Source organism: Enterocloster lavalensis, assembly GCF_046603895.1.
In the GTDB taxonomy this organism is placed as follows: domain Bacteria; phylum Bacillota; class Clostridia; order Lachnospirales; family Lachnospiraceae; genus Enterocloster; species Enterocloster lavalensis.
The window spans coordinates 987052-1000655 of sequence record NZ_CP176637.1 but is presented as its reverse complement, the minus strand read 5'-3'; the positions used below and the strand labels follow the sequence as shown (position 1 = coordinate 1000655).

Here is a 13604-nt window from a genome sequence, read left to right as displayed (position 1 = left end):
GGAAATGTCATTGTATGATTGTTCAAAAAAACTTGCGTCGGGAATCCGGCTGCAGGATATGGGGTCTTTCCACGTTGGAGGGGAGGATGTAGAGATCTGCGGCCGTCCGGCAAAAGAGATTGACGTGAATGGGAAATGCGGACGGCGCATCGTGGTGGATCCCAATGGAATCCGCCGGGCCGGACAGATGTACGCCCAGTATTTTATACCGGAAACTGTAAAGGGCAGATGCCCACTGCTGCTGTGGCACGGCGGAGGGATGACGGGAAAGGCCTTTGAGACAACCCCGGACGGAAGGCCGGGATGGCTGAACTATTTTATCCGCTGCGGATGGAAAACCTATCTGGCGGACGCCGTTGAGCGCGGCCGTTCAGGCTGGTGCCCGGAGGCGGAGGAGTTTAAGGAGTCTCCGACGCTGTTCAACTATACATATGTGTTTGAACGCTTTCGGCTGGGAGCGTCTTATGAGAAGGGGGAAGTGTTTGAAAACAGCCGTTTTCCCATCAACAGTTTCCGCCAGTATGCCATGCAGTTTGTGCCGCGCTGGACGGAGAGCTCGGAGCTTATGGTGAAAGCGTATTGTCGCCTTTTGGAGCGGACCGGTCCTTCCGTGATTGTGGCCCACTCCCAGGGAGCCACTCTGGCGTTTGAGGTGATGGAAAAACGGCCGGAGCTGGTAAAAGCGCTGATTGCGGTGGAGCCATACGGCGCAGGGAGAAACGGCCGCTTTGGAGAGTCTGTGAATGTGCCGGTGTTATGGGTCTTTGGAGATTATACGGATCTGCATCCGGCGTGGAAGGAGGCCAGGGAGGTGGCGCGGGAATACTGTGGCCGGTTCTGCCGGGCGGGAGGAGACGGGCAGATACTGGATCTTCCGGAGATGGGAATCCGGGGAAATTCCCATATGCTGATGATGGAATACAACAATTTCGAGATCGCGGATCTGCTTCAGGACTGGCTCATTGGCCACGGCCTGACGGTGATTTGAGCGAATGCAATGTGCCTGCCGGCCACAAACCGGCAGGCATTTCACACGTTCACCGCCACGTGTATTTTCCCTCCGGAAATGCCATACTATCCACGAGGTGATCACATGGAAAAAGACAAAGAGGAAAAACTCAATCAAAAGAAGTCCAACGAAATGTTCAACAGCATCACGGAAAAGGTGAAGCCGGAGAACCAGAACCAGACCCACAATTCCCGCCGGGAAGGCATGGGACCCAACACGAAGCGCAGGCCCTGCTGATCCGGCTGCGTGAGGGAATGTCCGCCGCGCCTGCAAGGTGGTAGGTGACAAATCGCCGAAAATGTTATAAGATAGACTTTGCAGCATTCGCAGCCCCGCCTCGGCGGGGCGGACAAACCCCGCGAGGGGGACAAAAGGCGGTAAGAAAAGAATGAGTATTTACGATTCACTGAATCCAATGCAGCAGGAGGCCGTGTTTTGTACGGAGGGCCCGCTGCTGGTGCTGGCCGGGGCCGGCTCAGGCAAGACCCGGGTGCTGACCCACCGGGTGGCCTATCTGATCGAAGAAAAAGAGGTCAACCCATGGAACATCATGGCCATCACATTTACCAATAAAGCGGCAGGGGAGATGCGGGAGCGCGTGGACAAGCTGGTGGGCTTCGGCGCGGAGAGCATCTGGGTGAGCACCTTCCACTCCTCCTGCGTGCGCATTTTGCGCAGGCATATCGAGGCGTTGGGGTATTCCACCAGCTTTTCCATCTACGATACCGACGACCAGCGCACGCTGATGAAACAGGTGTTTAAAACCCTGGACGTGGACACCAAGCAGTTGAAGGAGCGGGGCGCGCTCAGCGCCATCTCGTCGGCCAAGGACAAGCTGATCGGGCCGGAGGAATTTCTGTTAAACGCCACCGGGGATTTTAGACAGCGGCGGATCGGGGAGATCTACCAGGAGTATCAGAAACAGTTAAAGAAGAATAACGCCATGGATTTCGACGACCTGATCGTCAAGACGGTGGAACTGTTCCAGAACAACCCGGATGTGCTGAATTATTACCAGGAGCGTTTCAAGTACATAATGGTGGACGAGTACCAGGACACCAACCTGGCCCAGTTCAAGCTCATCAGCCTGCTGGCGGCAAAATACAAGAACCTCTGCGTGGTGGGCGATGACGACCAGTCCATTTACAAGTTCCGTGGAGCTAACATCGAGAATATCCTGAACTTTGAGGATGCATTTCCGGGGGCCAGGGTGATCAAGCTGGAGCAGAACTACCGCTCCACCCAGAACATTTTAAACGCGGCCAACGGCGTGATCCGGCACAACCGCGGGCGGAAGGACAAGACGCTCTGGACGGCCAACAGCGAGGGCACGCTGGTGCATTTCAAACAGTTTGAGAACGCCCGGGACGAGGCGGACTACGTGGCCCGGCAGATTCGGGACAGCGGCTTCTCCTACCAGGACCAGGCGGTGCTCTACCGCACCAACGCCCAGTCCCGTCTTCTGGAGGAGCGGTGCATTTACTACAATGTGCCCTACCGTTTGGTGGGAGGCGTGAACTTCTATCAGCGCAAGGAGATCAAGGACATTCTGGCCTACCTGCGGACCATCGCCAACGGTGTGGACGACTTATCCGTGCTGCGGATTATCAATGTGCCCAAGCGCGGGATTGGGGCCACCACCATGGGCAAGGTGACGATTTTTGCGTCGGAGCATGGCATGAGCCTGTACGACGCGCTGAAGGCGGCACGCCAGGTGCCGGGGCTCGGCAAGGCGGCGGCCAAGATCGAGGCCTTTGTGGGCCAGATCGAGAGCTTCAAGGTGCGGGCGAACTCCGAGGATTTCACCATTCAGGACCTGATCGAGGGAATCCTGGACGAGACCGGATACCGGCAGGAGCTGGAGGCGGAGGGGGAGATCGAGTCCCAGACCCGCCTGGAGAATATCGAGGAGTTGGTGAACAAGGCTGTCAGCTATGAGCAGGACAGCGAACATCCTTCCCTGGACGAGTTTTTGGAACAGGTGGCCCTGGTAGCGGACATCGACAACATGGACGAATCCGAGAACCGGGCGACGCTCATGACTCTGCACAGCGCCAAGGGCCTGGAATTCCCCAAGGTATACCTGGTGGGAATGGAGGACGGTTTATTTCCGAGCATGATGTCCATCACTGCGGACGACAAGTCGGAGATCGAGGAGGAGCGCAGACTCTGCTACGTGGGTATCACCCGGGCCAGGGAGGAGCTGGTGATGACCTCCGCCAGGCAGCGCATGGTCAACGGGGAGACCCGCTATTCCAAGCCCAGCCAGTTTGTGGAGGAGCTTCCCGCCTCCGCGGTGGAATTTGACCGTCTGGAGCCGGCCCTGTCCGGGTACGGCGGCTTTGGCGGAGGCGGCGGGAGCGCAGGGGCTTCCGGACGGAAAACGGACGCTTACGCGGACGACTCCCTGCCCTGGAACCCGGGCGGCATGAAAGCGCAGCCCAAGGCCGAGGGGAGGGGATTCGGCAGCAGCCACAACCCCTATGCTTCCCGGAATACCGCTCCGGCCGGGTCGGCTCCCGCGTCGAAACCGGCCTTCGGGAAAGCATTTACCGTGCAGAAGCAGTCGTCCTTGGACTACGGACCAGGCGATCGGGTTTCCCACATCAAGTTCGGCCAGGGAACCGTGAAGTCTGTGGAGGACGGAGCCAAGGACTATGAGGTCACGGTGGAGTTCGACAAAGCAGGTCAGAAGAAGATGTTTGCGTCGTTTGCAAAATTGAAAAAAATCTAGAATACTACTGGATAAATTCTAAAAATTTGAGTAAATTGGGATAGTAAAAAAGGCCTGATCATGATATAATACTTAATAAGCATTTCAACCAGGCTGAATCGTTAGGAGGAAAGGACGTGGGCAATATGAACCGATTTGACAGAGACCGCTTTGATGCGATGGGGAAGGAAGCTATGAGCCGTGTGGAAGAGATCATGAATTCCACCAGACTGAACGAGCTGTTGCATAGAAAAGAGGAAGAAGATAAGAAAAAGAACTGTATCCTGTGGGTATTAGCCATTATCGGCGCTGTGGCGGCGGTAGCAGGTATCGCATACGCGGTATACCGTTTCTTTACACCGGACTATTTAGAGGACTTCGAGGATGATTTCGACGACGACTTCGACGATGATTTCTTCGAGGACGAGGCGGTGGAAGAGAAGAAGGCTTCCAAGGAAGAGGAATAAAGAACGGATTATGAATGAGGGCTCCCGGTTTCGGGGGCCCTTTTAAGTGGCGGGGCCGGGCTTGCAGGGAAGTCCGGCCTGTCTGCATATCTGCGGGGAAATGAGAACTGTTTGAGGAAATTTATCCCTGAAAATAGTAGTAGTTGACGCTCACAATGGTAATTCCCACCGGGGGATTATCCAGCCTTTTTTTGACCTCTAAAATTACTCTGGTGATTGAGTCGAAATAGTTCCGGCTGTTCTCATCGATCACCGGATTCCGCGTGGACACCACGCGCACGCCGGAGCTGTCGTCTCCGCAGCTGTAATCCGCATCGCAGATTAAAACCGTTTTGTCGACCACGGCGTTTACAAAGCAGCCGCTGGAAGCCTTCTCGTTGGCCGCTGCCGCGGCCCACAGCTGCGTCACGTCCTTCATACAAAACGGTTTGCCGCCGACGCTGTAAAAGTTGATCATATACCGCTCTGTCATCATAGCGGAAAAACCTCTTTTTGGTTAGATTATGCGGAAAATGACAGTCTGTGCGGAACGCCTGGAAGGGGAAACGGCGGCAAGATGGCGGGGATTTGAGAATCGTTGGGCCGGGCGGAATACACCGGCCGATCCGCGGCTTCGGCCAGCCGGACTGTGGGTCAATCCCACCAGAAATACCAGATGGTGGACTGTCTCAGGGTGTCGGCCAGGGTTCCCACCGTACCGTCCTCGCTTCCCTGGTCCACCACATCCGGGCACCAGGCGTAATGCTCCAGAGCCAATTTCACAGCGGCGTCGTCCCCAACGGGCGCGGGCAGGGAATATTCCAGCACGTCGTGGGTGATGACTGCCGGGACGGCTCCGTAGAGTTCGAACCAGTATTTTGACACCGCCATCAGCTCCGGGGTGTCCGGGCACTCGTTCCAGCCGCCGAAGGGCAGCCAGGCGAAGATTTCCCAGGGGCGGCTGACCGGGATTTCCGCCAGCACCAGGGGATATGTCTTTTTCGTGGAGTAATCCCAGTAACCGCAGAAGCGGTCAATGGCTTCGCCTCCGGCCATTTCTCCCAGGATTTCTTCGTCCCAGTCCATATCGTCCTCCGAAGCTTCTTCCCGCCGCACGACGGTCAGATGGTCCAGAACCAGACGGCCGCTCTTTAAGGGGGCGGACAGCATCGCGTCCCGGTAATTTGCCACCGCGCCGGGGTCAAAGGCGAAATCGTCCGCATCGTCGTCCTGGCCGGAGTTCATGACCAGGCATTCCCAGAGGGTTTCATTTACCACCACCAGGACAGGGAGAAATCCCTCCCGCGCGCCACGGTCCCTGGCCTGGCGGTAGGCATTCTGGATGGGATCGTCGTCTTCCATCGGTTCGAAGGATTGGCAGGGGCAGTTTAGATAGCGGATGAGTGACTGCATTAAGTTTGCGAAGGTATTCGGTTTTTTCATTATTGCGCTCTCCTTGTTTGATTAATTGATATTTTTAGGGTGGGTGTGGGGCGGTTGGAGCTCCCGGTGGGGTGGGGCGGTTGGAATTCCGGAGCTCCCAAGCGGTTAGCGCTCCGGCGGCCTGGTTCGGAAATGGTGCGTACTGTCAGGTCTGTTGATGGATCATGGCGGCCACGCGGCAGTCGGGACAAAATTCGATGTAGAGAGTTCCTTCCATGTTTTCCAGCACTGTATCCCACTGGATCTGGGCCAGGTAGCGCATGGGCCTGCCGCAGTCCGGGCAGACGGCATATTGCCAGTCTTGAATCCAGTTGGCGAAGCCGCCGATGATGTTTAAGTCCTCGCTGCCTGCGCCGAGAAAGATGGGGACGGGGTGGTTGTCCAGCACATAGGAGTTGGAGGATAGCTCTTCAATTCCATTCCGGCCCAGATAGTCCTCGACATCCGATATCTCCAGCTCCGAATACAGCGGTTCGCTGCCGCCGTCCAGAGTGTATCGGGAGAAGCTGGCCTCCGAAAAGCCAACACAGTTGGGGCAGCAGGAGGCGGTGAAAATGCCGTCGATGCCCAAGAATTCCAGCCGTTCATCCCGGCCGTCCAGGATCAGCATGTCCGCCATTGAGCAGCCGCAGTGGGGACAACGATCCTGCCGAATGCGGCCGATCTTCACGGGGGAATAACTGTGTCCGGCGGGGGGATTCTCCGGAGTGGCGCCGGCGGATGAGGGATCAGAGGCGGACATACCGGCGGACAGAATATGGGGGAAGTGAGACGTGGAGGAGAGGGCTCCTGCCTCCTCCTTTACCAGCGCATAACTTGTATCGAAATTGAGCTGCAGTCTGTTCCCTTCGCCGTCAAAGGTCCAGCCGCCACACTGGGCGTAGACGGAAGGGTCCACGTACAGCTGCTGGCGCCAGGGGCGCGGATGGCGTTCAAGCTCCAGCAGAATTTCCAGCGCCCGGTCGTCCCCCTGCATGGCCAGGCATTCCATCAGACAGGCGGCTTCGTGGGGCGACGGGGTTTCCATGAGCTGCAGGATTAACCCGTCGCGCACATCGGCGGGAGCGTGGTAGTAGAGGTGGGCCAGGGAGAAGGCCCCGGCTTCAAGGGCGGCCCGTTGAAGCTGTGGAGGGCAGATGCCGCGGATTTCCATGAGCTGGCAGAGGGTGGCGTACTCGCTGGCGCGATAATCGTCCAGTTTGCCGGCGTTGGCGGTCAGATGGCGGAGCTTTTCCTGAATTTCCTCATCCGTCCAGGCCAGTACCTCCTGTCTCTCCTTCATGGCGCGGCATCTCCAGCAGAGGCCGTCGTAGCCAAGGGATGTACCGCAGTTTTTGCATTGATATTTCATAACGTTACCTCCTGACAAGGCGCGCAAGGGGCGCGGTAAAATATGGAAAACAGATGAGTTCATTATAACAAAATGGATTTGAAACGGCAATCAGTATCTGGGGCCGTCAAGGAACCGGCCGTTAAAGCAGTTGTCTGAAATATGTTTGCGGAGATAGGGTGACCTGGTGAGGGGGGATGGCGGTAAAGTTATGACTTAGGATTGGTTTTGACAGATGATCGCCCAGGGATTGTATGCGCGGCGAAGCTTTCTCGGTTTGTAGCAGATTTCCTGGATATTACAGGGAATGGGAATACAGAAGCGGAATGTGTGGAGCATTCGTCCGTATGTGGAAAAGGATTGGCTGACGGGGATCTTTCTGGTATAATAGGTGAAGCTGGAAACCCGAATGTGCCATGTTAGGCACCCGGCAGAAGAAAATGAACGAGGAGAATTGACGATGAAAAAAGGCGACCTGTTTGAAGGGATTGTGGATGTGATAGAATTTCCAAATAAAGGAATTGTAACGGTGGATGGGGAGCGGATTGTGGTAAAAAATGCCCTTCCGGGTCAGAAAATTCAAGGCGTGTTGACGAAGAAGCGCAAGGGCAAAAGCGAGGGGCGCCTGCTGACCATTTTGGAGCCGTCGCCGGTGGAACGCCCCGGGGAGGCGTGCGAGCATTTTGGAATCTGCGGCGGGTGCGTGTACCAGAGTCTGCCCTATGAGGAGCAGTTAAAGATCAAGGAGGGCCAGGTGAAGGCCCTGCTGGACCCGGTGGTGGAGCCTGGCAGCTATGAATTCCAGGGGATCAAGGGTAGTCCGATTTCCGACGGCTACCGCAATAAGATGGAGTTTTCTTTTGGGGACGAATTTAAGGGAGGACCTCTGGCGTTGGGGATGCACAAAAGAGGCAGCTTTTACGATATTGTGACTACGCCGGGCTGCCGGATTGTACATGGGGATTTCTGTAAAATTCTGGAATCCACGCGGGCATATTTTGCGGAGCTTGGGACGGCATTTTTGGGAAAACTCTCCCATAAGGGCTATCTGCGCCACCTGCTGGTGCGCCGCGCAGTGAAGACCGGGGAGATTCTGGTGGATCTGGTGACCACCACTCAGACGGAGTACCTGGGAACGGACATGCAGGAGGACCAGATGTTAGAGGGCTGGAAGGAGAGGCTTTTGGGATTGGAGCTGGAGGGAAGGTTTGCGGGAATTCTGCATACCTTGAACGACTCTCTGGCGGACGTGGTGCAGAGCGACCGCACGGATGTGCTGTACGGGCAGGATTATTTCTACGAGGAGCTTTTGGGGCTGCGCTTCCGGATCTCGCCGTTCTCATTCTTCCAGACCAATTCCCTGGGGGCGGAAGTGCTTTACGACATGGCCAGGAGCTATGTGGGGGAGACGAAGGACAAGGTGGTTTTCGACCTCTACAGCGGCACGGGAACCATCGCACAGATCCTGGCCCCGGTGGCGAAAAAGGTGGTGGGCGTGGAGATCGTGGAGGAGGCCGTGGAGGCTGCCAGGATGAACGCGAAGCTGAATGGGCTGGAGAACTGCGAATTTTTGGCCGGGGATGTGCTGAAGGTAATTGACGAGATCCAGGACAAGCCGGATCTGATCGTGTTGGACCCGCCGCGGGATGGAATTCATCCGAAGGCTCTGAATAAGATTATTGAGTTTGGGGTGGAACGGATGGTTTATATTTCCTGTAAACCGACCAGTTTGGCGAGGGATTTGGTGGTGCTGCAGGAGAGAGGGTATAGAGTGGAGAAGGGGGGAGCGGTGGATATGTTTCCGGGGACGGGGAATGTCGAGGTGGTAATAATGATGCGGAATTGTGGTTTGGAAGGAAAATAGAAGGGTTAAACCGCAAGATATAGTGGTTTTTGGCGAAAAATCGAGGAAAAAATCGGGCAAAAAATGGCCGTTTTTGACCCCGATTTTTTGGCCTTTTCATAGATGTGAGACGGGTAAAAGAGGATATGGGGTAAAATTTCAGGTCAGCCAGATCAAAAATGGCTGGCCTTTTTAATAGAGAGTATCAAAAATAGAAACGGCTATATGCGGAGGGATAGAGAGGGGAAATTAAATGTTTAAGATTTATTTGAGCCGGACAGTAAGCCCTGGTGTAGGTATCAGTCTGCCGGCTACAATCGAAGAAATGAGAGAAGCTTATTCTCTTCTGAATGGAACGGATACAGTTCCGTTGGAAACAGCTACCGCCTATGTGGAATCGTCCATTCCAAATCTGCGCCAGTACCTGTATGAGGTCCCGGTGTCAGAAAAAAGATTGGAGGAACTGAACTACCTGGCCTATCGTGTGAAATGGATGGACAGCCAGGATGAGGCGGTATTCGGAACCGTGATTGATATGATGAAACCGGAGACGATCCAAGATATGATCAATCTCTCCTGCAACATGGATAAATTCAGATATCTGCCGAGCGCAACTACAGAAGTAAAATTAGGAGAATATCTGCTGAAGGGAAACGCTGATATGGCTATGGAGGAACAGGCAGCCAGATTTAATTATGAAGGGATTGGAAAAGATTATATAAAAAAACACGGTGGTATGTTTCATGCATTTGGCTATACCAGCGGGATTCAAGAAGAACTGGAGCCCATCTATAGAGGGAATGAGTTACCAGATCCGGATTTCAAACAGACTTGTAGTTTTAAAGTATGGATTTATAAAGGGAATCCTTATGATAACTATACATTGAGCCTTCCGGCAATCGAAAGCAAAATGGATGCGCTCAAGAGCGCTATGGGAATTTCAAACTGGAGCGAATGTAAACAGTTAGCCATCCAGTGCAGAGTGCCAACGCTGTGGGATTGGCTGCTGGAGTATGGTTCCATAGAGGAGTTGAATGATTTGGTGACTGAGCATTGTCAGAGCATGGAGAATCAGCAGGCACCAGCATTGGGGATGTAAACGAAAAGGTAATCGAATAAAAATTCCAGGTCAGTCAGATCAAAAAATGGCTGGCCTTTTTAATAGATAAGAAAAAAGTAGGGGGAATTTCATGCAGATTATAGCCAATGAATTACGCAGGATGACAAATCAGGAGGGACTGATTCTCCAAGGCTGCGGAGGGGATGCGCAGGAGTGGATAGACGGAATCAACGAACTGTTAACACAGGAAGGCATTTTATTGGAGGGGACAGAGTTTAAGCATGTGAAGTCATTTTGCCATGAGGGATTGACCAACCTGCTGTTTCCGTTTGAGGATGTGAAACTCGATCTTGGAAAGCTGGCGATATGGAGAATTAAGAGCCATGAGACGTTTGGGGGTACTTGGCTGTCTGATTATGTTCCGAACCGGTTGGGAGGTTTTCTGGACGAGGCGCCTGCACAAAAGACAGAGGAGATTCAACAGCTGGGTGAACACCCGTCTCATTCTGCATGGGAAGGCGAGGAAGCTGGTCTGGGCGGGATGTCGATGAAGCAGTAAAAGGGTAGGGGGATTACCAATTAATTGGTTTTCGCAAGGTCAATACATCAAAGAAAGATGGTGAATCATGAATTGAAAGATTATACAGTGAATACAGCCATAACCTTTCATACTGGTTTTGATGACAGAGAGAATAACTGCCTGATGTATGAAGGGATGAAGGAAAAGATTAAACATGACATTCAGACCGCATTCCTAAATGATGAAAGTCTTAAGGGATATATCACCAGCGATCTGACGCTGCGGTTTCTGGACGGCTACAAGGTAAGGGTGGAGTATGAGTTTTCCTGTTACGATGAAAATAAACAGGAGGCGGAAGGATTTTCCAACTACTGTGTAAAAGGAGTCCAGAGCAGACTGGAAGAACTGGGTTACCGTATGGAGAGTATCAGTTCAAAAGCAGAAGAGATGGATATGGGGTGGCTGGATGAATTGGAATCCATGGTATTCCGTTAGAGAGAAGCAATGGAAATTAATCAGGCGGGCTTTGACAGGAAAGTGCTGGCATCTGGTGAGACCATGGAACCGCAGTTATGTCTTTTAGAATAAGGGCATAGCTGCTTTTTTTATGTCAAAATCCCACCGATTTGAAAGAAAGGACTGAGAACCATGACTGTAAGATTTATGAAAGGAACGTCAATCGCAGAGCTGGAACGGGAAATGCAGCAGGTGCCAGGGTTCAGACCGCGTAGAAGCGGGGTCATCCGGAGCCGACAGGCTGGAGAGACAGCGGGAGTTGGAAGCTGCCTGTATGTCAATGTGTGGAGAGCAGAAAAAGAACAGGAAATGGATGGACATCTGTATACCGCAGCGGATGAGGAAATGCCTCCCGCATTCTATCAGATCTTACTCAGACTGTTGGCAGAGGAGCTGCCGAGCTCGGCCCTGACGGTCCGGGTAGGGAAGCTCCAGGAGGAAGGGGAGAAAGGGATTATGTTTTTTAAAAGTGAGGAACACAGGCGGCGGTTTCGTGCGCTCATGCGCTGTGGTCTATATCCGGGGCTTGTGACGGAACCGGGATTTGCAGCAGCCGTGTTTTTGTTGAGCAGCGAGGAGAGGCTTTGGGAAAAGGCCGGGCCATTTGTGCAGGAGCGCACGATTGACTTCATCCGATTCCGCCTTCGCGGGGCTGATTTGGACAGCTATGCAACGTTCTGTGTGGCTAAGGAATTATGTACTGGAAAATCTTATGTGTCTTTATCAGAATTAGGGGATCCGGAACTGTTCCATGACGGACTGCTGCGTCTGATTATCCATGCGGTCTTAATCAGCCGGCATGGAATAGGGACTGTTTTAAAGGAGGAAGTGGAATGTTAGAAATCCGGATTGGCTATGGGGATATGGTTTCAGAGCTGATGAGAATTCCTATGTCGGCTTCAGACTTTGAGGCTGTCAAAAAGATACTGGACGAGGGAAAAGCTGGGAATCAGACGGTGACGGTCCGTTCTCTGGTTTCATCGGTTCAGCTACTGTCAGAGATGATTACAGGGATGGATTACGGAGATGAGATGATGCGGAAGGAACTGGACTTCCTGGATTTGCGGCTGCGGCATATGACAAGGAAAGAACAGGACATTTTTTCTGTGGCGCTTAAATTGGAAGCGCCCGGAACGCTGAAGGAGATCATCAATCTTTCCTTTAACCTGGATTTCTATGATCTGTTGGAGGATATCAGTGATCCGGGGCGAATTGCGGCAGAGCTATTACGCAGGGGGAAACAGATTGAGATACCAGAGGTACTGTATCCTATGCTGGATTTTGGACGGATCCGAGATTCCTATTTTGCAGACCACAGAGGGGATTACTGTCCAAGTGGTCTGGTCCTAAAGCGTGAGGATACTGTTTATAAAGAAGTGTATCAGAACTACCTTCCGGATCCGGGATATGATAAAAATTCGCTATTTCTGCTTCATCTGCGCCGCCCTTCGCAAAATGGTTTGGTAAATGTTTCTCTGGCAATCCCGGCAGATAAAGAACAAATGGAGCTGGCAAAAAAGGAACTGGGGATACAGGAGTTTTCCGAATGCCAATGGAATCAGTACGGAGGACCGCTTGATGAACTGCGTCATTATCTTCCGGTAGGGAGTGAGATAGAAGAACTGAACCGGTTTGCCTGGTTTTTAAAAGAAAAGGTGTTGGACGGCACGGAACAGATCGTGGAAAAGCTGAAAGCGGTGTTAACCGCGGAATGCCCCCGCAGCCTGGATGAGGCCACGGATGTTTTAAGTGACCTGGATCATTATCAGATCCTTTCAGAATTTAGAACACCAGAAGACTATGCCAGATGGCGGATGAAAGATGACGGTTCGCTGTATGTTTCCCGGTTTTGTGAAGCATACCTGGATTGGAACAGTCTGGGAAAGGCGCTGATGAAGCGGGATGGAACCAGGTGGTCGGAACAGGGAACCGTGCTGTGTGATGAGTGGCATTGCAATGAACTGAGCGAGAATGCTTCCGTTATCAGACTGTACAGTCCGCTGTTGGCAGAATTGGTGGATGAGGATGAGTATTCCTCTTCACTTTCTTCTGTTGGATTGATTTCTTATGAGGAGGATATCCGGGAGGCGATTGCCGCAGATGATATCTTAAAAACAGAAAAAGGACTTGGAGAGTACCTGGATAATCAACTTTTAAAACAAAGGGTAATCAGTATGCGCCCAACCGTAGAACGTTATCAATATAATCTTTGGGGTGTGCTGGAAATCAAGAGCCATGGGGAGTTGAATCCGGAAGAACTGGAGGTCCTCAAACGGGAATGGGTCGGACAAGCTTGTGATGGCTGGGGAGAATGTTTTTCACAGGAAGGCATCGAGTGTGAGTCGGATTGTGATCTGTATGTCTATTTTGGCCATTCTAAATTTCGTGTACAGACGGAACAGGAGCTGAAGGGGATTGTCTCGGAGCAGGAACTGACAGGCATGGAGGGGATGGGCGGCATCTCATAAAAAGAAGGGAAGGAGCCAGTCGACAGCTGTGAAACGATAAATCTGAAAGAGGAGGTGAGGGAGATGGAGGTATTATGAACGTGTCCGCAGCGATTTGCAGCAGGCAGAAAGGACGATCATCATAGCATTGCGATCAAATATAGATTTAGAGACAGAAAAGAGAGCTCTGGAGGAATCGCTTAATCTGGTACAGGAGGTAGCGGAGAAATGCCGCTTGGTGCAAGCTGAGCCTGTCCAGAAGACATTTTCGCAGGGA

13 protein-coding genes are annotated in these 13604 nt (G+C 52.9%); 10 read left to right on the top strand and 3 right to left on the bottom strand.

Annotation, left to right across the window (positions count from 1 at the left end):
* Nucleotides 1-4 precede the first annotated feature (4 nt).
* From ACK2JC_RS04410 to ACK2JC_RS04395, 4 genes are all read left to right on the top strand, one after another.
* Nucleotides 5-988, top strand: coding sequence for a hypothetical protein (locus ACK2JC_RS04410; RefSeq protein WP_227169764.1), 984 nt, complete (start codon nucleotides 5-7; stop codon nucleotides 986-988).
* Between the two features lie 105 nt (nucleotides 989-1093).
* Nucleotides 1094-1246 (top strand): hypothetical protein, encoded by a 153-nt coding sequence (locus ACK2JC_RS04405; protein ID WP_007710442.1) that lies wholly within the window; start codon nucleotides 1094-1096, stop codon nucleotides 1244-1246.
* 151 nt (nucleotides 1247-1397) lie between these two features.
* The gene (locus ACK2JC_RS04400) at nucleotides 1398-3743 is read left to right on the top strand and encodes an ATP-dependent helicase (protein ID WP_320936891.1); all 2346 of its coding nucleotides are present in this window, start codon (nucleotides 1398-1400) and stop codon (nucleotides 3741-3743) included.
* A gap of 125 nt (nucleotides 3744-3868) precedes the next feature.
* Nucleotides 3869-4189: a hypothetical protein gene (locus tag ACK2JC_RS04395; RefSeq protein WP_007710446.1), complete on the top strand. Its 321-nt coding sequence runs from the start codon at nucleotides 3869-3871 to the stop codon at nucleotides 4187-4189.
* 121 nt (nucleotides 4190-4310) lie between these two features.
* On the opposite strand, the gene ACK2JC_RS04390 is transcribed toward ACK2JC_RS04395, so the two are convergent.
* From ACK2JC_RS04390 to ACK2JC_RS04380, 3 genes are all read right to left on the bottom strand, one after another.
* Nucleotides 4311-4664, bottom strand: coding sequence for a hypothetical protein (locus tag ACK2JC_RS04390; protein WP_092361643.1), 354 nt, complete (start codon nucleotides 4662-4664; stop codon nucleotides 4311-4313).
* A 158-nt stretch (nucleotides 4665-4822) separates the two neighbouring features.
* On the bottom strand, nucleotides 4823-5611 hold the full coding sequence (locus tag ACK2JC_RS04385; RefSeq protein WP_320936892.1) for a DUF4253 domain-containing protein: 789 nt from the start codon (nucleotides 5609-5611) through the stop codon (nucleotides 4823-4825).
* 145 nt (nucleotides 5612-5756) lie between these two features.
* Nucleotides 5757-6962, bottom strand: coding sequence for a hypothetical protein (locus tag ACK2JC_RS04380; protein WP_320998778.1), 1206 nt, complete (start codon nucleotides 6960-6962; stop codon nucleotides 5757-5759).
* Nucleotides 6963-7401: 439 nt separating this feature from the next.
* Here ACK2JC_RS04380 and rlmD point away from each other — a divergent pair, with 439 nt between their 5' ends.
* The 6 genes from rlmD (at nucleotide 7402) to ACK2JC_RS04350 (ending at nucleotide 13348) form a co-directional block, all read left to right on the top strand.
* On the top strand, nucleotides 7402-8805 hold the full coding sequence (gene rlmD / locus ACK2JC_RS04375; protein ID WP_320998779.1) for a 23S rRNA (uracil(1939)-C(5))-methyltransferase RlmD: 1404 nt from the start codon (nucleotides 7402-7404) through the stop codon (nucleotides 8803-8805).
* Nucleotides 8806-9037: 232 nt separating this feature from the next.
* Complete coding sequence (locus ACK2JC_RS04370; protein ID WP_368271398.1) at nucleotides 9038-9883, top strand: hypothetical protein; 846 nt, start codon at nucleotides 9038-9040, stop codon at nucleotides 9881-9883.
* Nucleotides 9884-9974: 91 nt separating this feature from the next.
* Entirely contained in the window at nucleotides 9975-10403 is a 429-nt protein-coding gene (locus tag ACK2JC_RS04365; RefSeq protein WP_368271397.1) for a hypothetical protein, read from the top strand.
* Nucleotides 10404-10427: 24 nt separating this feature from the next.
* On the top strand, nucleotides 10428-10859 hold the full coding sequence (locus ACK2JC_RS04360; RefSeq protein ID WP_320998782.1) for a hypothetical protein: 432 nt from the start codon (nucleotides 10428-10430) through the stop codon (nucleotides 10857-10859).
* A gap of 477 nt (nucleotides 10860-11336) precedes the next feature.
* Nucleotides 11337-11720 (top strand): hypothetical protein, encoded by a 384-nt coding sequence (locus ACK2JC_RS04355; RefSeq protein WP_368271396.1) that lies wholly within the window; start codon nucleotides 11337-11339, stop codon nucleotides 11718-11720.
* Entirely contained in the window at nucleotides 11714-13348 is a 1635-nt protein-coding gene (locus ACK2JC_RS04350) for a hypothetical protein (RefSeq protein WP_320998784.1), read from the top strand. The genes ACK2JC_RS04355 and ACK2JC_RS04350 overlap by 7 nt, the downstream gene beginning before the upstream one ends.
* Nucleotides 13349-13604: the final 256 nt, after the last annotated feature.